Origin of the sequence: Catenulispora sp. GP43 (genome assembly GCF_041260665.1) — a bacterium.
Lineage (GTDB): Bacteria > Actinomycetota > Actinomycetes > Streptomycetales > Catenulisporaceae > Catenulispora.
Genome location: NZ_JBGCCT010000014.1, coordinates 76,350 through 98,513, shown reverse-complemented (window position 1 = coordinate 98,513; position 22,164 = coordinate 76,350). Strand labels below are relative to the sequence as shown.

At 70.3% G+C, this 22,164-nt stretch carries 20 protein-coding genes; 13 read left to right on the top strand and 7 right to left on the bottom strand.

The window, feature by feature from the left end; translation table 11 throughout:
- The first annotated feature begins 60 nt into the window (after window positions 1-60).
- Window positions 61-996: an NADP-dependent oxidoreductase gene (locus ABH926_RS27130; protein WP_370368611.1), complete on the top strand. Its 936-nt coding sequence runs from the start codon at window positions 61-63 to the stop codon at window positions 994-996.
- A 145-nt stretch (window positions 997-1,141) separates the two neighbouring features.
- A complete protein-coding gene (locus ABH926_RS27125) occupies window positions 1,142-3,625 on the top strand; it encodes a tetratricopeptide repeat protein (RefSeq protein WP_370368610.1) in 2,484 nt (827 codons plus the stop codon).
- Between the two features lie 246 nt (window positions 3,626-3,871).
- Here the strand turns inward: ABH926_RS27125 and ABH926_RS27120 are convergent, their stop codons facing one another.
- The gene (locus tag ABH926_RS27120) at window positions 3,872-7,114 is read right to left on the bottom strand and encodes a BTAD domain-containing putative transcriptional regulator (protein ID WP_370368609.1); all 3,243 of its coding nucleotides are present in this window, start codon (window positions 7,112-7,114) and stop codon (window positions 3,872-3,874) included.
- Window positions 7,115-7,119: 5 nt separating this feature from the next.
- Window positions 7,120-7,716 carry a hypothetical protein gene (locus ABH926_RS27115; RefSeq protein ID WP_370368608.1) on the bottom strand — a complete coding sequence of 199 codons (597 nt, stop codon included), beginning with the start codon at window positions 7,714-7,716 and terminating at the stop codon, window positions 7,120-7,122.
- Window positions 7,717-7,840: 124 nt separating this feature from the next.
- Here ABH926_RS27115 and ABH926_RS27110 point away from each other — a divergent pair, with 124 nt between their 5' ends.
- The 6 genes from ABH926_RS27110 to ABH926_RS27085 all read left to right on the top strand — a co-directional run bounded on the left by ABH926_RS27110 (window position 7,841) and on the right by ABH926_RS27085 (window position 14,557).
- A complete protein-coding gene (locus tag ABH926_RS27110; RefSeq protein ID WP_370368607.1) occupies window positions 7,841-8,380 on the top strand; it encodes an EF-hand domain-containing protein in 540 nt (179 codons plus the stop codon).
- 23 nt (window positions 8,381-8,403) lie between these two features.
- A complete protein-coding gene (locus ABH926_RS27105) occupies window positions 8,404-9,156 on the top strand; it encodes a (5-formylfuran-3-yl)methyl phosphate synthase (RefSeq protein ID WP_370368606.1) in 753 nt (250 codons plus the stop codon).
- A gap of 8 nt (window positions 9,157-9,164) precedes the next feature.
- Window positions 9,165-10,586: an aldehyde dehydrogenase family protein gene (locus tag ABH926_RS27100; protein ID WP_370368605.1), complete on the top strand. Its 1,422-nt coding sequence runs from the start codon at window positions 9,165-9,167 to the stop codon at window positions 10,584-10,586.
- 7 nt (window positions 10,587-10,593) lie between these two features.
- Complete coding sequence (locus ABH926_RS27095; protein ID WP_370368758.1) at window positions 10,594-11,700, top strand: NAD(P)-dependent alcohol dehydrogenase; 1,107 nt, start codon at window positions 10,594-10,596, stop codon at window positions 11,698-11,700.
- Complete coding sequence (locus ABH926_RS27090; protein ID WP_370368604.1) at window positions 11,697-12,614, top strand: class I SAM-dependent methyltransferase; 918 nt, start codon at window positions 11,697-11,699, stop codon at window positions 12,612-12,614. Before ABH926_RS27095 ends, ABH926_RS27090 begins: the two co-directional genes overlap by 4 nt.
- 227 nt (window positions 12,615-12,841) lie before the next feature.
- The gene (locus ABH926_RS27085; RefSeq protein WP_370368603.1) at window positions 12,842-14,557 is read left to right on the top strand and encodes a serine/threonine-protein kinase; all 1,716 of its coding nucleotides are present in this window, start codon (window positions 12,842-12,844) and stop codon (window positions 14,555-14,557) included.
- Between the two features lie 13 nt (window positions 14,558-14,570).
- Here ABH926_RS27085 and ABH926_RS27080 read toward each other — a convergent pair whose 3' ends face one another.
- Complete coding sequence (locus ABH926_RS27080; protein WP_370368602.1) at window positions 14,571-15,197, bottom strand: NADPH-dependent F420 reductase; 627 nt, start codon at window positions 15,195-15,197, stop codon at window positions 14,571-14,573.
- 65 nt (window positions 15,198-15,262) lie between these two features.
- Window positions 15,263-15,997, bottom strand: coding sequence for an SDR family NAD(P)-dependent oxidoreductase (locus ABH926_RS27075; RefSeq protein ID WP_370368601.1), 735 nt, complete (start codon window positions 15,995-15,997; stop codon window positions 15,263-15,265).
- A gap of 162 nt (window positions 15,998-16,159) precedes the next feature.
- Here ABH926_RS27075 and ABH926_RS27070 point away from each other — a divergent pair, with 162 nt between their 5' ends.
- The 5 genes from ABH926_RS27070 to ABH926_RS27050 all read left to right on the top strand — a co-directional run bounded on the left by ABH926_RS27070 (window position 16,160) and on the right by ABH926_RS27050 (window position 18,954).
- Window positions 16,160-16,756 (top strand): TetR/AcrR family transcriptional regulator, encoded by a 597-nt coding sequence (locus tag ABH926_RS27070; protein WP_370368599.1) that lies wholly within the window; start codon window positions 16,160-16,162, stop codon window positions 16,754-16,756.
- 178 nt (window positions 16,757-16,934) lie between these two features.
- Window positions 16,935-17,138 (top strand): hypothetical protein, encoded by a 204-nt coding sequence (locus ABH926_RS27065; protein WP_370368598.1) that lies wholly within the window; start codon window positions 16,935-16,937, stop codon window positions 17,136-17,138.
- Entirely contained in the window at window positions 17,135-17,722 is a 588-nt protein-coding gene (locus tag ABH926_RS27060) for an RNA polymerase sigma factor (protein ID WP_370368597.1), read from the top strand. The genes ABH926_RS27065 and ABH926_RS27060 overlap by 4 nt, the downstream gene beginning before the upstream one ends.
- A gap of 3 nt (window positions 17,723-17,725) precedes the next feature.
- Window positions 17,726-18,421 carry a hypothetical protein gene (locus ABH926_RS27055; protein WP_370368595.1) on the top strand — a complete coding sequence of 232 codons (696 nt, stop codon included), beginning with the start codon at window positions 17,726-17,728 and terminating at the stop codon, window positions 18,419-18,421.
- Window positions 18,422-18,471: 50 nt separating this feature from the next.
- Window positions 18,472-18,954 (top strand): STAS domain-containing protein, encoded by a 483-nt coding sequence (locus tag ABH926_RS27050; RefSeq protein WP_370368594.1) that lies wholly within the window; start codon window positions 18,472-18,474, stop codon window positions 18,952-18,954.
- Between the two features lie 28 nt (window positions 18,955-18,982).
- On the opposite strand, the gene ABH926_RS27045 is transcribed toward ABH926_RS27050, so the two are convergent.
- The 3 genes from ABH926_RS27045 to ABH926_RS27035 all read right to left on the bottom strand — a co-directional run bounded on the left by ABH926_RS27045 (window position 18,983) and on the right by ABH926_RS27035 (window position 22,140).
- Entirely contained in the window at window positions 18,983-19,777 is a 795-nt protein-coding gene (locus ABH926_RS27045) for a hypothetical protein (RefSeq protein WP_370368593.1), read from the bottom strand.
- A gap of 99 nt (window positions 19,778-19,876) precedes the next feature.
- Complete coding sequence (locus ABH926_RS27040) at window positions 19,877-20,965, bottom strand: S-(hydroxymethyl)mycothiol dehydrogenase (RefSeq protein ID WP_370368591.1); 1,089 nt, start codon at window positions 20,963-20,965, stop codon at window positions 19,877-19,879.
- Between the two features lie 53 nt (window positions 20,966-21,018).
- Window positions 21,019-22,140, bottom strand: coding sequence for an aromatic ring-hydroxylating dioxygenase subunit alpha (locus tag ABH926_RS27035; protein WP_370368590.1), 1,122 nt, complete (start codon window positions 22,138-22,140; stop codon window positions 21,019-21,021).
- Between the last annotated feature and the right edge of the window lie 24 nt (window positions 22,141-22,164).

The window sequence follows — 22,164 nt, the reverse complement described above, 5'->3', positions numbered from 1 at the left end:
CTTCCCGTCTGATCGCCGAATCCGTCGGCGACGGCATCGATCCATCCTGGAGGAAAACCCATGAAGGCAATACGTTTCCACGAGTTCGGCGGCCACGAGGTCCTGCGCTACGAGGACGTGGAACGCCCGGTGCCCGGCCCCGGACAGGTGCTGGTGAAGGTGGCGGCCACCTCGTTCAACCCGGTCGACGACCACATCCGTGCCGGCGTCCTGGCCCAGATGATCCCGATCGCGCTCCCGTACGTGCCCGGGATCGACCTGGCCGGCACCGTCGCCGACCTCGGCGCGGACGTGACGGACCTGGAAATCGGCGACCGGGTCGTGGCCATGCTGCCGTTGGACTCCGCCGGCGGGGCCGCCGAGTACGTGCTCGTCGCGGCCGAGTCCCTGGCCCCGGCGCCCACGAGCACCGACCTGGTCGACGCCGCGGCGCTGCCGCTGACGGGCCTCGCGGCCTGGCAGGCGGTGTTCGAGCTGGCCGAGTTGAAGCCCGGTCAGACCGTCCTGGTGAACGGGGCCGGCGGCGCGGTGGGCAGCCTGGTGGTACAGCTCGCCGTCGACGCGGGAGCGCACGTGACCGCGGTGGACGTGCCGGAGCACGCGGACCGCCTCCGCGGCTACGGCGCGAACCAGGTCGTCGGCCCCCTGGCCCTGACCGAAGGCCCGGCCGCGGTGAGCGGCCCGTTCCAGGTCGTGGTGAACCACGTGCGCGTCTCGCCGGAGGAACTCGCCCAGCTGACGAACTACGTGGCCGACGGCGGGGTCGCCGCGAGCACGGCCGGCCCGATCCCCGACGACGCCGCCCGAGGAGTCCGCAGCGCGAGCCTGTGGGTCCGAAGCGACGGCGCGCAGCTGGCCGAGCTGGTCGCCAAGGTGGACGCCGGCAAGCTCCAGCTGCACGTCGCCGATCGCCGCCCGGTCACCGACATGGCCGCCGTGCATGAGGACGCCGCCGCCGGGCGGTTGCCGGGGAAGACGGTCATCGTCGCTCCCTGAGTGCCGGCGTTTTGGCCCGCCCACCAGTCGAGCGAGTCGATCCGATCTTCCATGACAGTGCCCTGCGAATCCCGCAGTCCGTCCAAGTCCGTACACTGACTCCATCTCCATACGCAGCTGGAGTTGGGACGTCTTGGGGTGGTCTGTGGATGCGGCTGAAGGGCCTCCGCCGGATCCGGCGGAGGCCCGGGATCTCGGTGAGTTCATCGAGGCGCTGGGCCGCCTGCGGGTGTGGGCGGGGTCGCCGCCGTATCGGACGCTGGCCAAAACCGTGGGCAGCGGCTTGAGGCCGCCGCAGGTGCTGGCGCACACCACGATCGGCGACCTGTTCCAGACCAGGCGTCGCAGGCTGGATCTGGACCTGGTCACGGCGACCGTTCGGGCCCTGGGGCTGGCCGAACCGGCCGTGGCCCAGTGGCGCGCGGCCTGTGTACGCGTCCAAGTCCAGGAACGCGGCGGCGGCCCGACCGGGGTGTTCCGGCAACTGCCCGCCGATCTGGCCACCTTCACCGGCCGCGCCCAGGAGCTTCAAGCGCTCTTCGCCGCGATCGACCGGGATCCGGGGTCGTCACCGACGGTGGTGGTGTCGGCGATCGAGGGCATGGCGGGCATCGGCAAGACCCGGCTCGCGGTCCGCGCGGCTCATGAGCTGGTGCGCGCGGGCCGGTACAAGGACGTGCAGCTGTTCGTGAACCTGCGCGGCTTCGATCCGGATCATCCGCCGGCGGATCCGGCCGTGGTGCTGGACGGCTTCCTCCGGCAGCTCGGCGTTCCGGCGCAGGCGATCCCGGAGAGCCGCGAGGACCGCTCGGCGATGTTCCGGGACCGTCTGCACGACCAGGACGCGCTGATCGTCCTGGACAACGCCGCCGACGAGAACCAGGTCAGGGATCTGATACCGGCGAATCCGTCCTGTCTGGTGTTGATCACCAGCCGACGGAGCCTGACCGGATTGGCCGACGCCGTTCTGTGCCAGCTCGGACTGTTCCGCGAGGATGAGGCGTCGGCCCTGCTGGCTCTGATCGTCGGCGAGGCACGCGTCGCGGCCGAGCCGCAGGCCGCCGCGGCGATCGTCAGACTGTGCGGCCGCCTACCGCTGGCCGTGGCGCTCGCCGGCGGCCAACTGCGGCGGCGTCCCACCTGGCGGCTCGCCGAGCTCGTCGACCGGCTGGAGTCCACCGGTCTGGACGCGCTGGGTTCGAGCGGCGCGGGAAGGGCGGCAGGGGTTGGAGGGGCGGATAAGCAAGGGGTCCGCTCCCTGTTCGACCTGTCGGTTCGCGCGCTCCCGAGGGCCGCCCAGCGAGTGTATTGCTGGGCAACGCTGTTCCCCGGCTCGAGCTTCACCGCCGCGGCCATGGCCGCGGCAGCCGGCCTGTCACCGGCCGAGGCCGAATCCATCCTGGAGGGCCTCGTCGACGAGTACCTCCTGGACCACCGGACAGCAGGGCGCTACGAGCTGCATGACCTCCTGCTCCTGTTCGCCGCGGAGTTCGCCGAGACGGTCGACGGCGGCGTGTCCGTCGACGAGCGTCAGGCTGCGGAGAACCGCCTCGGCGCGTACTACCTGGCGGCCACCGCGGCCGCGATGGACGCGCTGTACCCACAGCAGAAGCAGCAGACGATCGAGATCCCGCAGCCGGCCACACCGCCTCCGGCGTTCATCGGGGCCGACGACACGCAGTCCTGGCTCGACGCCGAGCACCGCAACATCATCGGGCTCGCCCTGCTCGGCGTGGCCGATCCGGTGCCGATGTCCATCCTGTTGTGGCAGTACCTGGAGGACACGAGCCGGCTCGCCGACGCGCTGCACCTGCACACGGCGGCGTTGGCCATGGTGCCCGCGGACGAGGCACAACGGCGGGCGCAGATCCTCAACCAGCTCGGTATCGCCCACGACTGCCTGGGCCACTTCGACGAAGCGCTCGCCGTCCTGGAAGAGGCCGCCGTGATCTGCGGCGAGATCGGCTACCTGCGCGGGGAGTCGATAACGCTGCAGAACATAGCGGTCCTGCACTTCGACCACGGCAACATGGCCGCGGCGTTGGAGGTGTCCCAACGGGCCCTGGCCATGACCCGGGACCTCGGCGACGGCTGGCGGAACGGGGACCTCCTGACGAACATCGGCGGGATCCTGGTCCAGCTGGGCCGGAGCGCCGAGGCGATCGACGTGCTGGGAGAGGCGATCGCGGTCGCGCAGGAGAACGACAACCACAACGCCCACGCCGCCGCGGTCGGCAACCTGGGCCAGGCCTACTTCCGCCGCGGTGACTTCCAGCGCGCGCTGACCGTCCTCACCGAGGCACTCGAGTTGTCCCGGCAGGTCAAGAGGCGCCACAGCGAAGGTGAGAACCTGGTGCTGCTCGGCCGGGTCCACGCCGGATCCGGGGATCCCGAGCTCGGCCTGACGATGATCGAGCAGGGGCTCGAGATCGGCAAAGAGAACGGTCCGCATTACGAAGCCGCCGCTCTGATAGCGCTCGCCGACACCTATCGGCAGATCGGCGACATCGACCGCGCGCACGACCACTACCAGACCGCACGCACCATCATCGACAGGTATCGCATTCATCCCGACAGTCCGCTCCGCAAGGATCTGGAAGCGGGCATCGAGGCCGTGCGGGCGCGCTGACACGCACTCGCCGCTGCCAGCTTTTTGCCAGCGGGCCCTGCGACTCTGGTTCTCGTGCGGCCGAGGCTCCACGCCGAACAGGCTGCACGGCCATGGAAACCACTGGTCCGGACCAACGGGGGGCGTCCGGACCAGTGGTGCAGGACCTTCGTCTGGTGCAGGGCCTTCGTCTGGTGCAGGACCTTCGTCAGAGCAGTTCGAGAAGCCGCCCTGGCAAGGACTCGGCGTCGATCCGGGATCCGCGGATCATGGCGTCGGCGAACGCCTCCTCGCCCAGCGCGCCGCGGTGACGGCGATCAGGCGAGCGGTGTTCGGGCCGCCGTCAGGACGCTCGCGGTGCAGGGACGTGGCCGCGCCCAGCAACACCGCCGCGTTCTCGGGGTCGCCGCGGGTGTGGGCCAGCGCGGCCACGGCTACGGTCGCGCCCAGCAGAAGCGGGAGGTGCCGTGCGGTGCGCAACAGGTCGAGGAGGACTTCCAGTTGTCGGCGGGCGGCTGCCGCGTCGTTGTTCTCCAGGAGGGCGAAGGCGTAGGTGAGGCGGCTCCACAAGGCCACGGTATTGGCGTTGGCGGCTGCCGGAGACGGGGGGAGCGCCGTGGCCGTCGATAGGTGGGCCAGGCGCAGGGTCGCGGCCGGATAGACGCCGATCGGGTCGTCCGGAGGCAGTCCCTCGTCCAGGACGCGGATCACCTCGGCGTAGCGAATCAGGGCACTGTTCAGATCCCCGCAGGCGCGCAGCACGTCGGCCTCGACGACGGTGAGTGTGATGGAGGCGGCGGCGGACATGTCGGCGCTCTGGTGGCCGCGCGCCTTGTCCAGGTTGGCTCGCGCGGCGTCCAGGTCCGCATCCCAATAGTGCAGGTGGGCGATCCAGGCGAAAGCGACGGCCGCCTCCTCCGCGCTGGACCATCGGGTGATCAGCTCGTCGGCCTCGTCGAGCAGCCGCGCGGCGGACACGGCGCTGTCGGTGCGCACCACGACTGTCGCCAGCGTCAACAGGGCCCTGATCAGAGTGAAGACATCGCCGCCTCGCCGCAGCACCGCCACCGCGTGTTCCAGATCCGCCGACGCCTGATCGTACGTGCCCTCGTTGTATCGGGCGCCGCCGCGGAGCAGCAATGCGTTCCCGGCCAGCCAGGCTTCGGCGGCCGCTGTGAGCCGGTCGAGATCTCGCGGGCCGTCCTCGGGGGCGTGCACGGCGGCGACGAGCGCGAACTGCGGATGCGGCTTGTGGTCCTCGGTCAAAGCCTGCTTGTAGCGCACCAGGAAGCCGTCATCCACCATACGGTTCCAGCGTCGCGGGTCCAGGTGGTCCTGCAGATCCGCCGCGAACGCACACGCCAGGTAGGCCGAAGTCAGTCCCGACGGCGGCCCCTCGGGCACGAGAGCCAGGACCCTGCGACGCCAAGTCATCAGCTCGCTGCGATGCCCGCGCAGCAGCAGATACCAGCTGAGGCTGCCGAAGAGACGGAGCGCGATCCGGGTCCGGCCGTTCGCCACCGCCCAGCCCAGAGCCGCCGCGGCGTTGTCGTGCTCGGCTCCCAGACGGGACACCCACTGGGGCTGCTCGGCGCTGCGCAGCGCCGATTCCCCTTTCTCCGCCAGGCCGGTGAAGAAGTCGGCGTGCCGGCGCGCGGCCTCATCCAGGACGCCGGCAGCCTCCGCGTTCTCGGCAGCGTAGGCACGAATGGTCTCCAGCATGCGATAGCGCAGGCCGTCCCAGTGCACGAACGACTTGTCCACGAGCGCGGCGAGCGTCGTCACCGCAGACCGGCCGAACAGTTCCCTGACAGTCTCGGCATCCGTACCGCCGCCGAACACCGCAAGTCGGCGGGCCAGGTCGCGTTCGTCTTCAGTGAGCAGGTCCCAGGACCAGGCCACAACGGCGCGAAGACTGCGATGCCTGGGGTCGGCGGCCCGCCGGCCGGCGGCCAGGAGCCCGAACCGATCGGCGAGGCCGGCGGCCAGATCGTCCGGGCTCATCACCCGCATCCGCGTCGCGGCCAGCTCCAGGGCCAGCGGGATGCCGTCCAACTCACGGCAGACCTCACAGACCGCGGCGCAGGTGGCCTCGTCCAGACGGAAGCCGGGGCGGACCTGTGCGGCGCGGTCCACGAACAGCCAGACCGCCGTGGACTCCAGCGCCTGCCTGGGGTCGGCGCCGACCGGCGGCAGGGACAGCGCCGGCACCGGCACGAGGTGCTCGCCCGGCAGGTCCAGGGGCTCACGGCTGGTGGCCAGGACTTTGACGCCCGGGCAGCGGTCGACGATCTCGTGCACCACCGCGGCGACCGGGGCCAGCAGGTGCTCGCAGTTGTCGATGACGAGTAGCGACTGGCGGCCTGCCAGCGCTTCGGCGACTGCCCGCGCCTCCCTCGCCTCGAAGCGCCCCTCGTCGCCGCGCGCCTCCGCGCTGTTCTCGTCGTTCTCGTCGTCCCGGATGCCGAACACGGCCAGCACCGCGCTGCCGACCAGCGCCGGATCGGTCACGCCCGCGAGCTCGACCAGCCAGACCCCGTCCGCGAAGCCGCCCACCAGCCGGGTCGCGGTCTCCAGGGCCAGGCGTGTCTTCCCGGTCCCGCCGGGGCCGGTCAGCGTCACCAGGGCCGCGTGCTCCAGCAGGCCGCTGATGATCCCGCTCTCGGAGTCGCGGCCGATGAACGTGCTGCGCGACTGCGGCAGGTTGGTCTGTATCTGTATTCGCGTCTGTGTCTGTATCGGTATCTGTGTCTGTATCGGTATCTGTGTCGGCGCCGGATTCCGGCCGAGGACCTGCGCATAGGCCGCCATCAACTCGCCGGACGGACCCACGCCGAGCTCGGCGTCCAGCGTCTCCCGGGCCCGCTGGAACACCGTGAGCGCCTCGGAACGGCGGCCGGCCGCGTCCAGCGCCACCATCAGCCGGGCCGTCAGCGACTCCCGCAACGGAGACAGCGCCGCCTCGGCGGCCAGCAGGCTGATCGACTCCGCGGCGCGTCCCAGTGCCAGACGACAGTCGGCGAGCAGTTCCACGGCGTCCAGCCGAGCCTCGTCCAAGGCGGTGGCCGCGGCAGTCACCCCGGGGAAGTCGCGCAGCCCGGGCAGCGCCGCCGGGCCGGACCAAGCCCGCAACGCCTCGGCCACCTGGTCGGCGGCGCGTTCGTCGGACCGCTGCGCCACCAAGCGGCGCGCCTGGTCCAGCGCGGTGGTGAAGCGATGCGCGTCGACGTCTTCGGGCGCGACGGCCAGGCGGTAGCCACCGGTGCGCGTCACGACCGCGTCGGCTCCGCACACCGCACGCAGCCGCTTCACCAGGGTCTGCAACGCGTTCGCGGCGTTGGCCGGCGGCTGCTCGCCCCACACCCCGTCGATGAGCCAGCTCGACGCGACGGTGCGTCCCGCCTGGAGCGCGAGCAGGGCCGTCAACGCCTGTACCCGCTGTCCGCCGACCTCGGCGGGAGTGCCGTCGTCCGGGAACACCGCGAGCGGGCCCAGTAGTGCTATGCGCATGAAGATCATTGTCCCTCGGCGCTCGGCGGCTCGACCGGCTCCGGCGCCTTCCGGGCGTTCTCCCCACTCCCCCGCCCGGCCAGCCCCCTGATCTCGTGCGTCAGGCCGAACGCGGGGCCGCCGATCAGCTCCCAGGTGCGGGCGATGCCGACCAGGAAGAACACGATCACCAGGACGGCCACGGTGTCCAGCGCATTGGCGTCGCCGGGCCTGGCGATGATGGCCAGGCCGTAGCACAGCTGGAACACGAACAGCGTGGCGAGCGTGACCATGAAGAAGATGTCGCGCCGGTACTGCCAGGTCAGGGCTTGGGCGCGCACGATCGAGATGGCCGAGCCGCCGACGAACATCAGGCCGATCACGGACACGATGAGCGTCGTCCAGCCGACCTTCTCCCCCGGCAGGATCGCGAACAGCGACACGGTCAGGGCGTTGGTGAACGCGGTGAGCGTGCCGGAGGCGCGCAGGCGGTAGGTGCGGGCGTCGACGTGGTCGGTGAGTCTGTCGCCGGAGACGGAGATCGCCACGAAGAGCAGGCCCACCAATGCTCCGGCGACGCCGGCGGCCGTCGCGAAGAACTCGTGCAGGTCGGGAGGAGTCACCGGATGAGCCTATGGCGGCGGGGTCCACGATCGAGTGAATAAGGGCCCTCAAGTGATACGAATCCGGCCTTTGACCGGACAATCAGACAAGTAGGTCACCGCGGAACGGGAGGCTGGAATCCCCATGAACCATCACCCTCAGGCCGCCAGGCGGGTCGAGCACGTCTTCGACCTCTTCGACACCGACGGCAACGGCTTCATCGAGGCCACCGACATCGAGCTCATGACGAACCGCGTGGTCGCCGCCGCGACCGGATCCGACCGGGGCGCGAAGGACGCGATCCGCGCCGCCTTCGAGCGCTACTGGGACACGATGGCCGCCGAGCTCGACGAGCGCGGCGACGGGCGGATCACCGTCGAGGAGTTCCGGCCCTTCGTGCTCAGCCCGGAGCGCTTCGGGGCGGCCGTCGAGCAATTCGCCGAGGCACTGTCCGCACTCGGCGATCCGGACCGCGACGGGCTCATCGAGCGCCCCGTGTTCGAGGCGCTGATGAAGGCGATCGGCTTCGGGCACGAGAACCTGCACGCGCTCTTCGACTCCTTCGGCCCCGACGCGCAGGACCGGATCGAGGCGGAGGTGTGGCGGGCCGCGATCGTGGAGTTCTACGAGCCGCACAACGGCGACACCCGCGGCAACCACCTGATTCCCGCGCAACAGCGCTGAGCACCCACCGAAAGGAGAGCGCGGTGCTGCTGCTCATATCCCCCGCCGACGTCGAAGAGGCCCGCGACTGCGCGAAGGCGGCGCGGTTCCTGGACATCGTCGACGTCAAGAAGCCCGACGAGGGCTCGCTCGGGGCGAACTTCCCGTGGGTGATCAGGGAGATCCGCGACGCCGTCCCCGCGGACAAACCGGTGTCCGCGACCGTCGGGGACGTCCCCTACAAACCCGGCACGGTCGCCCAGGCGGCGCTCGGCGCGGCCGTCTCGGGCGCCACCTACATCAAGGTCGGCCTCTACGGATGCACGACGCCCGACCAGGCCGTCACCGTCATGCGCGCGGTCGTGCGGGCGGTGAAGGACCACCGGTCGGACGCGCTCGTCGTCGCCTCGGGGTACGCCGACGCCCACCGGATCGGCTGCGTCAACCCGCTGGCGCTGCCCGACATCGCCGCCCGCTCCGGCTGCGACGCGGCCATGCTCGACACCGCGATCAAGGACGGGACCCGGCTGTTCGACCATGTGCCGCCCGAACTCTGCGCCGAGTTCGTCCGACGGGCCCACGACGCCGGCCTGCTCGCGGCGCTCGCGGGCAGCGTCCGGGCGGACGACCTCGGCACGCTCACCGGCATCGGCACCGACATCGTGGGAGTGCGCGGGGCGGTGTGCGAGCGTGGCGACCGCACCACCGGACGGATCCAGCCGCACCTGGTCGCCGCCTTCCGGGCCGAGATGGACCGGCACCGACAGGAACAGACGACCGTCGCCGCCGGGAACTGAGCCGCCGCATGCCGACGACCGAGTCCCGTCACCCGCACCGCCCGCGCCGCCCGCACCAGGCCCGCGGCGACAGCTTCGCAGTCCTCGATCCCGCGACCGGCGAACCCTTCGACGAGGCGCCGGATCAGCAGCCTGAGGAACTCGACGCGATCGTCGACCGGGCCCACGCGGCCTGGCGCGGGTGGCGGGCCGACCCCGACGCCCGCGCCGCCGCACTGCTCGCGGCGGCCGACGCGGTGGAGCAGGCCGGGCCCGACCTCGCTCCGCTGCTCACCCGCGAACAGGGCAAGCCGCTGCCCGAGTCGAACGCGGAGGTCGCCCGCACAGCGGCCCGCCTGCGCTACTTCGCCGCACTCCGCCCGGAAACCCAGCCGATCGCGGACGGACGGCCGATGCGCAGCGAGGTCCGCTGGCAGCCGCTCGGGCCCGTCGCCGCGATCGTCCCGTGGAACTTCCCGCTCCAACTCGCCTCCGCGAAGTTCGCCCCCGCGCTCGCCGCGGGCAACACGGTGGTACTCAAGCCCTCCCCGTTCACGCCGCTGGCCACCAGGATGCTGGGATCCGTCCTCGCCGCCGCACTGCCCGAGGACGTCCTCACGGTCGTCACCGGCCGCGAACCCCTCGGCGACCGGCTCGCCACCCACCCGGGGATCCGCCACGTCACGTTCACGGGCTCGATTCCCACCGGCCGCGCCGTGGCGCGCGGCGCGGCGTCCTCGCTCGCCCGGGTCACCCTGGAGTTGGGCGGCAACGACGCCGCGATCCTGCTCGACGACGTGGACGTGGAGCAGATCGCGGACCGGCTGTTCTGGGCGGCGTTCCGCAACTGCGGGCAGATCTGTATGGCGGTCAAGCGCGTCTACGCCCCGGCCCGGCGCTACTCCGAGGTCGTCGACGCCCTCGCGCAGCGCGCGAAGCGGACCGTCGTGCGGCCGGGGCTGGAAGCCGGATCGCAACTGGGGCCGATCAACAACGACCTTCAACTCGCCCGCGTTGAGCACTACACGGCCCGGGCCCTGGCAGACGGCGCCCGCGCCGCGGCCGGCGGACACCGCCTCGACGGGCCGGGCTACTTCTTCGCCCCGACGATCCTGGCCGACGTGCCGCCCGAAAACCCGGTGGTGACTCAGGAACAGTTCGGCCCGGTGCTGCCGGTGCTCGCGTATCGGAGTGTCGACGATGCCGTCGAGGCGGCCAACGCCACCGGCTTCGGGCTCGGCGGCTCCGTGTGGGGCACCGATCTCGACCGGGCCGAAACGGTGGCCGAGCGGCTCGAATGCGGGACGGTCTGGATCAACCATCACGGCGAACTGTCCCTCGCCCAGCCGTTCGCGGGCATCAAGGAGAGCGGTGTCGGGGTCGCGGGCGGACCGTGGGGTTTCTACGGGAACCTCAGGCCGTTCGTCGTGCACCGGCCTCAGGAGGCGTGACGTGAGCATGCGGTTCGGCGCGGCGGTACTGCGTTCGTACCAAGGCCCGTTCGCCCTCGAGGAGGTGGCCTTGAACGCGGGGCCGGCCGCCGGCGAGGTCCTCGTCAGGATCGCGGGGTGCGGGATGTGCCGGACCGACCTAGCAGTCCGGCGCTCCGCGGGCCGCTCGCCGCTGCCGGCCGTCCTCGGCCACGAGGGCGCCGGGGTCGTCGTGGAGACGGGCGGCCCGGACACTCGGCTGAGCGTCGGCGACCACGTCGTGCTGAGCTTCGACTCCTGCGGATATTGCCGCGCCTGCGTCCGCGGCGACCCCGCCTACTGCGATTCCTTCGCCGAGCTCAACCTGTTCGGCGGGCACAAGGAGGACGCCGGGCGGTTCACCGACGCGTCCGGAAAACCCTTGGCGCCCCGGTGGTTCGGCCAGTCCTCGTTCGCCGAGTACGCGATGGTGCCGGCCCGCAACGCCGTCCGGGTCGATCCCGCACTGCCCGTCGAATTGCTCGGCCCGCTCGGTTGCGGCTTCCTCACCGGCGCCGGGGCGGTCTTCAACACTTTCCGCGCAGGCCCTGGCGATACCATCGCGGTCCTCGGCGCGGGAGCCGTGGGCCTGGCCGCGGTGATGGCGGCGGCCGCTGCCGGGGCCGTGATCGTGGCCGTCGACCGGCATCCCGAACGGCTGGCGATGGCCGAGCGCTTCGGCGCCATCCCGCTGTACGGGGCGGCCAGCCTTCGCGACCGTATCAGGAAGCTGACAGACGGCGGGGTCCAGTACGCACTGGACACCACGGCCTCGCCCGAGCTGATCAACGACGCACTCAGAGCCCTGCGACCGACCGGTCACCTCGGCCTGGTGGCACGGCTCCACCAGCCGCTGCCACTGGAGCCCGGAACCCTCGACCGCGGCCGGAAACTGTCCCACATCTGCGAGGGCGACGCGGTGCCCGGCCTGCTCATCCCGCGGCTGACAGAGCTCTGGCAGGCCGGCCGCTTCCCCTTCGACCAGCTGATCCGCACCTATCCGCTCGACGAGGTCAACGAGGCCGAGCGCGACTGCGAGACGGGCCGCGTCGTCAAACCCGTCCTGATACCGCACAGCAAGAAGGAGCACCCATGACGGCCGACGTGTCGCAGCGGAACGCCGGCGCGGGAGGCGTGGACGACGGTGTCGGTGTCACCGCCCTGTTGGTCGCCGCAGCCCGCGCGATCGAGACCCACCGCCCCGACAGCCTCGCCCGGGACATCTACGCCGAGCACTTCGTACACACCGCACCGGCGTCCGCGGACTGGCCCGTCCGCATCGAAGAGGTCCCAGACGGCGACGCGAACCCCCTGTGGGGCCGCTTCGCACGCTACTTCGGCCTCCGAACCAGGATCTTCGACGACTTCCTCCTCCAAGCGACACGCGCCGGCACACGCCAAGTCGTCCTCCTCGGAGCCGGACTCGACTCGCGCGCATACCGCCTCGACTGGCCCGCCGGCTGCGTAATCTTCGAGATCGACAGGGAAGGCGTCCTGGCGTTCAAACACAAGGTGCTCGACGGCCTGGCGGCCACCCCGAAGGCGGCACGCGTCCCGATCCCGATCGACCTGCGCGCCGACTGGATCAGAGCACTGACGGACGCCGGCTTCGACACGACGGCACCCAGCGCCTGGCTGGCCGAGGGCCTGCTGTTCTACCTGCCGAGCGCCGCCGAGGCGCAGCTCATCGCCGCGGTGGACCGGCTGGCCACGACGGGAAGCGCACTCGCCTTCGAAGTGAAACTCGACAAAGACTTGCTGGAGTACCGGGACAGCCCGCTGTACACCGCGACGAAGCGACAGATCGGCATCGACCTGCTCGACCTGTTCGCAAAGGAGGCACGGCCCGACTCCGCAGGCGCCCTGGCGCAAAGAGGCTGGTCCACGACGATCAGCACCCCCTTCGACTTCACCCTCCGCCTCGGCCGCGGTCCGCTGCCCGAGCCGAACGACGCGCTGGCCGGCAACCGGTGGGTGTTCGCGCACAAGACGAACCTGGCGCGAGAGTAAAGCACGCCACCCCGTCGGTGCGGCCTCACCCCGCTCTCTGCCTTGCACGGCCCGAACGGGCGCATGACCCGCATGACACGTTCACGGTTCGCGTACAGGCCGGCTCTCGGCCTTTCTGACCGCGCATCCCCCGCCTCCGCATCACAGTAAGGTCGCCCACTGAGACACCCGTTCGAACGTCGCCCGAGTGATCGCTATCCTGACTCCGCCACAACGGAGGAGGGACCTTGGAACCGCTGCTGCCCGCAGACCCCCGCAAGATCGCCCGGTTCCAGTTGCTGGCCAGGCTCGGCTCGGGAGGCATGGGCGAGGTCTTCCTGGCGCTGACGCCCGACGGCCGGCAGGTCGCGGTCAAGATCGTGCGGGGCGGTTTCGACAGCGGCGAGGCGATGGCCCGGTTCCGGCACGAGGTGGAGGCCGTCGGACGGGTGCGCAGCCGGTGGACCGCCGCGTTGGAGGACGCCGACCTGACCGGCAGGCCGATCTGGCTGGCCACCGAATACGTGCCCGGCCCGACGCTGGCCGCGGCGGTGGCGCGGTTCGGCGCGATGCCGCCGGGGGCGGTACGGCATCTGGCCGCCGGGCTGGCCGCGGCGGTCGCCGACGTGCACGCCCAGGGCGTTCTGCACCGTGACTTGAAGCCGAACAACGTCGTCCTGTCGCCGTCGGGCCCTCGGCTGATCGACTTCGGGATAGCCCGCACCGGCGACCAGACCGCGCTGACCCGCACCGGCAGCGCGGTCGGGACGCCGGGGTACCTGGCGCCGGAGATCGTGCGCGGCGGCGTGCCGAGCCCGGCGGCCGACGTCTTCGCCCTGGGCGCGATGCTCGCCTACGCCGCGACCGGCCGTCCGCCGTTCGGGGTCGGCGACCCGCACGCGATCATGTTCCGCAGCGTCGAGGACCCCGCCGACACCGTCGGCGTCGAGCCGTCCCTCGCCGACCTGATCACCAGGTACACGGCCAAGGACCCGACGGCCCGGCCGAGCGCCGCCGAGTTGCTGGCCGAGGTCGACGGCCAGGCGTCGGCCGACGACGCCCCGATCGTCGCCGGCTTCTACGAAAGCCTGGCGGCGATCGCCGACACCGCACCGCAGGACGTACCGACCGCCACCGAGATGGGCCTGCTCCCACCGACCGCGTCCGACGCCGAAGCGGCTCCGCGACGCGCCCGCAAGCGTACGACGACCCTCGTCTCGGCCATCTCAGCCGTCGCGGTCGTCGCGGTCGCACTGGCGGTGGAGTACTTCCCGAACGCCTCCGACCACACGCCTCACGGCGCGAGCGGCCTGCCGTCGACGCCCACGGCCGGCGGCTCGCCCGCCGCGATCAAGATCAGCAGCACGTCCGGCACCACGACCACGGCCGGTGGCACGACCGGCACCACAACCGCAGTCGGCACCACGACCACGGCCGGCACCGCCTCCACCACGACCCCGTCGTCGACGAGCACCGCACCGCCGACCACGTTCCTGCGCGACCGCCCGGGCACCCAGGGCGTCGAGACCTCAATCGTGTGGAACCCGCGGACGCACCAGTGCGAGAACAGCCCCGCCCGCGAAGAAGCCCTGCCGGACTCCTTCGGCTTCCAGAGCTCCGTCGACCGCCAGCCGATCGCGTCCGGCGCACCGGCCACCGTCGGCTTCCGGAGCAAGAACCCGAACCCAGGCGCCCCGTACTACATGGCCGCCGAAGTCCTCCCCCCGCCGAGCTTCAACGGCAACGCTGTGGTCTACCGGTGGAACGACAAGGCTCAGCCGATAGGCACCGACTGGGCGTACACCACCTTCCCCAAGGACTTCACGCCCACGCTCAGCGCGCCCGGTGCCGGGAATCTCCCGGCGGGGACCGACTACGCCGGGAACTACGTCATCCTGTGGTTCCACGTCCACAGCGACGGCGAGGCCTACTACGTCTCCTGCGATGGCTTCTCCGTATCCTGACGTTCACCAACTCTCAGAATTCCGCGACGCCAAGAGCGAACTCCCAGTGCCCCACCCCATTGCGGGCGAGGCCCATCGTGAGCAAGCCCGCTCCCTCGAGCCAGTGCGCCATGGTGAGGCCGCCGACGTCCAGCGGCCGCAGCCCGATGCTCTCGATGAACGCCGCCACGGCCGCCTTGGCTGACGCGTCGTCGCCGGCGAGGAAGACGTCTGGCTTGTCGCCCTTCTCGAGGACATGGCCGAAGACGGTGTTGAACGCCTTCACAACGCTGGCGTCGGCCGGGGCCACATTGGCGGCCTCCTGCGCGATCGAGGTTTCCCCGGCGTAGGACAGTCCGTCGGCACCGGCGTTGAAGGGATTACTGATGTCGACGATCACCTTGCCGGCGAGGGCGTCCGCGTACTGGGCCACGACCGGGGCGACGTCGCCCGACAACAAGGCCACGATGACGATGTCCCCGGCCGGGACGGTACCCCAATCCCCCACCGTGGCTCCGTCGCCGAGGCTCTTGGCCAGGTCGGCGGCCTTGGCCTGACTGCGGCCCAGGATCTCGACGGTGTTGCCGCCGGCCAGGGCCAGGGTGCCGAGGGTGCGCGCCATGTTGCCGGTTCCGATGATGCTGATGCTGATGCTGCTCATGGATATGTCCCTTTCGTTGTCCCCCAAGCGCTTCTGAGCGTCCCGAGCTTCCGCTCACATCCCGCTCAGATCGCCGTGGTGCCGCCGTCGGCGGCCAACTCCATCCCGTTCACGTAGCTGGAGTCGTCCGAGGCGAGGAACAGCGCGACCGTCGCGATCTCCTCGGGACGGCCCATCTGTCCGCGCGGAATCAGGGACTCGAACTGCCGCTTCGTCGCCTCGTCGAACAGTTCCTCCTGCTTCGCGGTGGCGACCTGGCCCGGGGTCAGCACGTTCACCCGGATCCGCCGGTCCCGCAGTTCGGCCAGCCACACGCGGGCGAAGGCCTGCTGCACGGCCTTGCTCCCCGAGTACACGCTCCATCCGGGGTAGCCCCTAAGTGAGGCGCTCGACCCGGTCATGAAGATCGAGCCGCCGTCGTTGAACAGCGGCAACGCCTTCTGGACGGTGAACAGCGTGCCGCGGGCGTTCAGCGCGAAGGTGGCATCGAACTGCGCCTCGGTGATCTCGCCGAGATTGCCCTCCACGCCCGTTCCGGCGCTCGCCCAGAGCACGTCGATCGCGCCCTTCTCGCGCTTGACCGTGTCGTACAGCCGGTCCAGGTCGCCGAGGTCGGCCGCGTCGCCGCGCACCGCGGTCACGTTCCGGCCGATCACCTTGACGGCCTCGTCCAGCGCATCCTGCCGCCGGCCCATGATGAAGACGTGGGCCCCTTCCTCCACGAACAGCTTGGCGCCGGCCAGCGCCAGGCCGGTCGATCCACCTGTGACCACGGCTACCTTGCCGTCGAGCTTTCCCATGATCGCTCCATCGAGATGGCTGAGATGACGGGCCGCGGAACAGCCCGCACGTTATGTAAACCGCTCTGTGTAGTTAACGTAACGGACCCTCGGCCGGCCCGCAAGCTATGTACACCGATCGGTACCCGCCTGGGCTATCCTGGGGCAGGAGGAGTGAGAGAGATGACCGAATTGGAGAAGGGCCCCCAGGGCCGGCGCCGCGGCCGGGGTGCGCGCGAACGCATCCTCGGCGCGTCCCAGCAGCTGTTCCGCGAGCAGGGCATCAACGGCACCGGCATGGACCAGCTCTGCGCGGTGGCCCAGGTGTCGAAGCGCACCGCCTACCAGCACTTCCCCGGCAAGGACGAACTGGTGACGGAGTACCTGCGCCGCTTCGATCCCGGCGTCATGTCCGCGGCGTTCGACCGCACCGACCTCACGCCGCGCGAACGGCTCCTCGCCGCGTTCGAGGTACCCGCCTCCGGCACGCAGGAGCCCACACCGCTGTGCCCTTACATCGATGCCGCCGTCGAGATGCACGACCCGGAGCACCCGGCGTCCCAGGTCGCCCGCGACTACAAGAAGGCCGTCGCCGCGCGCCTGACCGAGACCGCCCGCGAAGCCGGCGCCACCAACCCCGAAGAGCTCGGCGAACAACTGGCTCTGCTCCTCGACGGCGCCTCGGCCCGTACCCGGGTGCTCAACAGCGAGTGCTTCCCCACCGCCGCCGCCATCGCCGCCGTCCTCATCGACAACGCGATCCCGGCGGCCGGCGCTTAGGATCTGCCGCCTCGACCGCGCAGGTCCGCCGGCACGCGAAACCCGGGTCAAGATTCTTAAACCTTGTCTTCAACAAAGTGGCACTCCATCTGATGGAATCAGAGCACTGAGCAACTCAGTGATCACGCGCCGCAGTCGGTCTCGTCCGCTGCCTGTGCCCATGAGGACACCAAGAGCCATGACCATTGATATCGAGCACCTCCTCGCCGCGATGGTGGTCGTTCGCATCGGCAGCGCCGACCTGTGGACCATCGTCCGGCGCCTGCTCTCGGCGGGCGTGCGCATCGGCGCCGAGGAGCAACTCGCTCACCGCGGGGTCGTCGGCACCGTCCGGATCACGTACGGCACCGAGCCGTCCGAGATCGGAGGGTCAGGAATATGAACCCCGGCGATCAGGGCCTGAACCAGTCATCCGCCTACCGGGTGGCGCCCGCGCTGCGAGTGAGCACCGACCGGTTGTTCGAGGCCTTCTACGGGAGGCACCAGGTCGAATGGATCCGCTACGCCTACGCTGAGACCGGGTGCAGGGAGACGGCCGAGCAGATCATCGACGGCCTCACCCTCCACATCGCCACATACTGGCACGACCTGCAGCCGGCCGAGAAGGCAGCCGAGCACGCCTGGAAGGTCCTCAAGGCCACCATCGCCCACTGGCTCGACGAGCACGGCACCGATTCGGCGTTCGTCGGTACCGCCTCCTTCGAGCAGGCCGTTCGGCGGGCGCTGGCGCGCAGCAGTGATTGGTTCGCAGAGCTGGAAGAATCGATCGGCCTGTTCAGCGCGATATCCCACCTTCCCGAGCGCCAACGCCACTCGATCATCCTGCGCTACGTCGTGGGCTATGAGGACAGCAGGATCGCCTCGATGCTCGGCGTACCCGAGGGCACCGTACGTGCTCACGTGAGCCTCGCGAAGAAGCGCATCGCCGAGGAGCTGGGCCCGCACCTGGTCAGAGCCGAGGCGTGAACTGTGAACACCTCCGGTGAGTCCGACCCCGTCGAGGCGTTGCTGGCCGACGCACTCATCCTGCCCGACTACGATCCCAGCCAGGCTCCGACAGCGGCTGAACGTATCGCCAGGGCCGCCGCACGCGGTCGCCGAGGCGAGGTCGTGTGTCACTGCGCCCATGCCGGCCCCGACAAAGACGCCCGCCAGGAACTCGACCTGATCTCCGCTCTGGTCCTGAACACACCGCAGGCCGCGGCCTCACTTTCCCAACTCGGCGTGACCGACCACGCCGAACCGGACGACGCCCTGATATTCGCCTGCCTGCTCCACCTGATCGGGCGCGACGAAGGCGCCCAGTTCCTGTGGCAGTTCGCCGCGGGCAGCGGCATCCCTGAGGCGGCCCAGTGCCTGCACCTGCACTACGAGTCCAACGGCGACCGGCACGATGCGCGCTACTGGCGCGAAGAGTGGCAGCGGTTGAAGCACCAAACCGAACAGCAGGGTGAGCACGAACCGGCGCCGGCGGCATGGCATCCGCTCTTGCCCGAACACGCCGCCAAGCAGCTGATCCAGCAGAGCCTGCGGGGCCTCCACCCCGAACTGCCGTACAGCCTCAAAGCAACCGTCAACGAACTCGTCATCGAATACGACGACGAGAGCCTCGGAAAAATCCCCCGCCCCCGACGGCGCCCCGACACCCTCGGCGCACACCACTGATACGCCCCGGCTGTCAGACATCCGCTAGACCAAGCACTGGAGTTCCGGCCATGACAACCACTCTCACCACTAAGTGTCCGAGCCTCGCGCTTCCCGCTCCGCGCCGTGCCTTCATCCCCGGTCCCCGGCGGCAGGCCGAGACGATCGGGCTGCCGCGATTCCGTCCCGAAAAGGGCGAGCTGCTGCACGTCCGCATCACCAAGCGCGACGGCTACACCGTGGTCTCCCTCACCGGCGAGCTCGACCTCACCACGAGCGAGGCCGCCTTGCCCACACTGGTCAGCTTGCTCTGCGAGGCCGGCCCACGCCTCATCTTCGACATGGGAGCCGTGACCTTCGCCGACTCCTGGGGACTCTCTTCGCTGTGGCAGATCTCGGACCTCGCGACCCGTCACGGAGGCTGGGCGCGACTGGCCGGTGTCCGTGCCCAGCAGCTACTGATCATCGGCCTGCTCAGTCACACCTTCCCGGAGCCGCTGTCGATCTACGAGACCGTCTCCGCCGCCGCAGTCGGCAGCCAGCTTCCTGAATAGCCCACCAGAACCTTTCGATGGGCTCCGTTCAGCTGACCCAGTCGTTGCCCATATCGAGTTCGTCACCGACGAACTTCACTCGTCGTGCCGACGGCGTGAAAAGCGCATCGCACAACGCCGGAGGCCACACCTGCGTTGCGGAGAAGCCCGCGAGGGTGAAGGCGTAACTGCGGTAGGCGATGCCGACAGCTCGAGCGAACTCGATTACGTCTTCCTCCTTGAAGTAGGACGCCGGAATCCAGCCCAGGTCTCGCGTCTCGGCGTCGAGAAACACGATGCGCCGGAGTCCGTGGCCGGCGAGGCCGACGGTCGCGATGGCGGCCACTCGGGCCAGGCAGTTGCCGGAGCCCGTCGGCCGGCGGCCGGCTTGGAAGACCTCGACGGCGTCGAACCCCCGTCGCAATCCGCCGGCATCGGGGGCCCACGCCGCGGAACCCCTGGTGCCGGTGACCGTGACACGGTGATGGTCCCACTCGATCGCGCCGTGGCTGTACCAGGCGGCGAACGGCGAGTTGGAGTAGCGAGGCGGATATTTCGCGCTGGACGAGACGGGAACGAGCCGCATGCCGGGATCGCGCCCAGGTTTGCAGGGGTCGTCCACAGCCTTGACCAGCTTCACGGCGACATCCGGGACCTCCAGCGCCCATCCCGCACGCTTACCCGCGGCGGCGTCGAGGCGCTGGTGCCGCAGCCGAAGCTTGACGTCCGATGTCAAGAACGGCCAGGTCAGAGCATTCGTGAATATCGACATCAATCCGATCCGGGTGAGCAGAGTGGTGTGCGATCGAATCCATAGGTTAACAACCCCAACCGTTCTGTCCACTCGCGAAGCAGCCTAGCGGGACGACCAGGTTCTCCAGAACCAGCCGCGGGAAATGCGGACGCCGCCGACACCTCGTGAGGCCGGCGTGTCCAAGCTCGATCACGGGAAGACCACCACCGAGCGCAGCACCTCGCCGCGGTGCATCCGCGCGAACGATTCCTCGACGTCCTCCAGCCGGATCGTCTCGCTGACGAAGGCGTCCAGGTCCAGGCGCCCCTGCAGGTACAGGTCGATCAGGATCGGGAAGTCGCGGCTGGGCAGGCAGTCGCCGTACCAGGAGGACTTCAGCGCCCCGCCGCGCCCGAAGACGTCCAGCAGCGGCAGTTCGAGCGTCATCTCCGGGGTCGGCACGCCCACCAGGACCACCGTGCCGGCCAGGTCGCGGGCGTAGAACGCCTGCCGGTAGGTCTCCGGGCGGCCGACCGCGTCGATGACGACGTCGGCGCCGAATCCGCCGGTCAGCTCGCGGATCGCCGCGACCGCGTCGGTTGCGGACGCCTCGACGGTGTGGGTGGCGCCGAGCTTGCGCGCGCCGTCGAGTTTGCGGGGGTCCAGGTCCGTGGCGATGATCTTCGACGCGCCGGCCAGCCGGGCGCCGGCGACCGCGGCCGCGCCGACGCCGCCGCAGCCGATCACCGCGACCGTGTCGCCGCGGGTGACGCCGCCGGTGTTGATCGCGGCGCCGAGGCCGGCCATCACCCCGCAGCCCAGCAGGCCCGCGGCAGCCGGGGAGGCGGACGGGTCCACCTTCGTGCACTGGCCGGCCGCCACGAGCGTCTTCTCGGCGAACGCGCCGATGCCCAGCGCCGGGGAGAGTTCGGTCCCGTCCTCAAGGGTCATCTTCTGCTTCGCGTTGTGCGTGTCGAAGCAGTACCAGGGCCGCCCGCGCAGGCAGGCCCGGCACCGGCCGCACACCGCGCGCCAGTTGAGGATCACGAAGTCGCCGGGCGCCACCTCGGTCACGCCCTCGCCGACCGCCTCCACCAGACCGGCGGCCTCGTGGCCCAGCAGGAACGGGAAGTCGTCATTGATGCCGCCCTCCCGGTAGTGCAGGTCGGTGTGGCACACGCCGCAGGCCTGGACCCTGACCACCGCCTCACCGGGACCGGGGTCCGGGACGACGACCGTCTCGATGCGGACCGGGGCGCCCTTGCCGGCGGCGACGACGCCGTTGACCTTCTGAGCCATGGAACAGACCTTTCATGTCGAGGAGTGGACCGCTGCCGGATCGCGCGTCCGGGTCAGCCCCGCAGCTGATCGCCGACCCACTCGTGGAACGCCGCGATGTGGTGCTCGCTCGGCACCAGCACCCCGCCGGAGCGGTAGGCCCGGGAGTCCATCGCGGGCTGACAGCGCTCGCAGGCCTCGAAGTCCTGCACGTTGACCCGGTGGAACAGCTCCACCGAGCGGCTGACGTCGTGCCCCGACTCGACGACGCCGGGCAGGAAGAGCCAGTCGCAGTCGACGACCGTGTGATCGGCCGCCAGCGGGTACATGCGATGGACGATCACGTGGTCCGGGACGAGGTTGATGAAGACCTGCGGCTTGACCGTGATCGCGTAGTACCGGCGGTCCTGGTCCTCGGAGATGGTCGGGATGCGATCCGCCCCCTCGCTGCCGTCGACCGTGAAGCCCCGCACCTCACCGGCGAACTCCGCGCCGTGCCCGACGTAGTACTGGGCGGCGTAGCCGTCGGCGAACTCCGGGAGCACCTCGGTGAGTTCGGGGTGGATGGTCGCGCAGTGGTAGCACTCCATGAAGTTCTCGACGATGAGCTTCCAGTTGGCCTTGACCTCGTAGCGGATCCGGCGTCCCACCGCGAGTTCCCCGACCTGGTACCGCTCGATGGCCGCGGCGTCGCCGAGCCGCTCGGTGGCCGCCGCGACCACGTGGTCCTCGAACGACGGCGGCTCCTCGGCCAGGCACACCCAGACGTAGCCGAGCCACTCCCGCACATGCACCGGCAGCAGGCCGTACGCCGTGCGGTCGATGTCCGGCATGCTCGTCAGGTTCGGCGCGGCGATGAGCTTGCCGTCCAGGCCGTAGGTCCAGGCGTGGTAGGGGCACTGGAAAGCCCGCTTGACCTCGCCGCTCTCCTCGGTGCACAGGCGCGCGCCGCGATGCCGGCAGATGTTCAGGAACGCCTTGACGCCGCCGTCCCGGGACCTGGAGACCAGCACGCTCTCCCGGCCGACCTGCACGGTCTGGAACCGGCCCGGCCGGTCCACGTCTGAGGCGCGGACGGCGCAGAACCACATCCGCTCGAAGATCTTCTCCTGCTCCAGCGCGAAGACCAGCGGGTCGGTGTAGGAGGAGCCCGGCAGGGTGGGGATCAGGCTCGGGGGAAGCTCAGTCGCGGTCACTGCAAAGTGCCTTTCTTCGGAAGG

What these genes read in the sequence shown, in the direction of transcription:
- ABH926_RS27130 (WP_370368611.1), top strand. Translation starts at nt 61, where the DNA reads ATGAAGGCAATACGTTTCCACGAGTTCGGCGGCCACGAGGTCCTGCGC.
- ABH926_RS27120 (WP_370368609.1), bottom strand. Translation starts at nt 7,114, where the DNA reads ATGCGCATAGCACTACTGGGCCCGCTCGCGGTGTTCCCGGACGACGGC.
- ABH926_RS27110 (WP_370368607.1), top strand. Translation starts at nt 7,841, where the DNA reads ATGAACCATCACCCTCAGGCCGCCAGGCGGGTCGAGCACGTCTTCGAC.
- ABH926_RS27100 (WP_370368605.1), top strand. Translation starts at nt 9,165, where the DNA reads ATGCCGACGACCGAGTCCCGTCACCCGCACCGCCCGCGCCGCCCGCAC.
- ABH926_RS27095 (WP_370368758.1), top strand. Translation starts at nt 10,594, where the DNA reads ATGCGGTTCGGCGCGGCGGTACTGCGTTCGTACCAAGGCCCGTTCGCC.
- ABH926_RS27090 (WP_370368604.1), top strand. Translation starts at nt 11,697, where the DNA reads ATGACGGCCGACGTGTCGCAGCGGAACGCCGGCGCGGGAGGCGTGGAC.
- ABH926_RS27080 (WP_370368602.1), bottom strand. Translation starts at nt 15,197, where the DNA reads ATGAGCAGCATCAGCATCAGCATCATCGGAACCGGCAACATGGCGCGC.
- ABH926_RS27075 (WP_370368601.1), bottom strand. Translation starts at nt 15,997, where the DNA reads ATGGGAAAGCTCGACGGCAAGGTAGCCGTGGTCACAGGTGGATCGACC.
- ABH926_RS27070 (WP_370368599.1), top strand. Translation starts at nt 16,160, where the DNA reads ATGACCGAATTGGAGAAGGGCCCCCAGGGCCGGCGCCGCGGCCGGGGT.
- ABH926_RS27065 (WP_370368598.1), top strand. Translation starts at nt 16,935, where the DNA reads ATGACCATTGATATCGAGCACCTCCTCGCCGCGATGGTGGTCGTTCGC.
- ABH926_RS27060 (WP_370368597.1), top strand. Translation starts at nt 17,135, where the DNA reads ATGAACCCCGGCGATCAGGGCCTGAACCAGTCATCCGCCTACCGGGTG.
- ABH926_RS27050 (WP_370368594.1), top strand. Translation starts at nt 18,472, where the DNA reads ATGACAACCACTCTCACCACTAAGTGTCCGAGCCTCGCGCTTCCCGCT.
- ABH926_RS27040 (WP_370368591.1), bottom strand. Translation starts at nt 20,965, where the DNA reads ATGGCTCAGAAGGTCAACGGCGTCGTCGCCGCCGGCAAGGGCGCCCCG.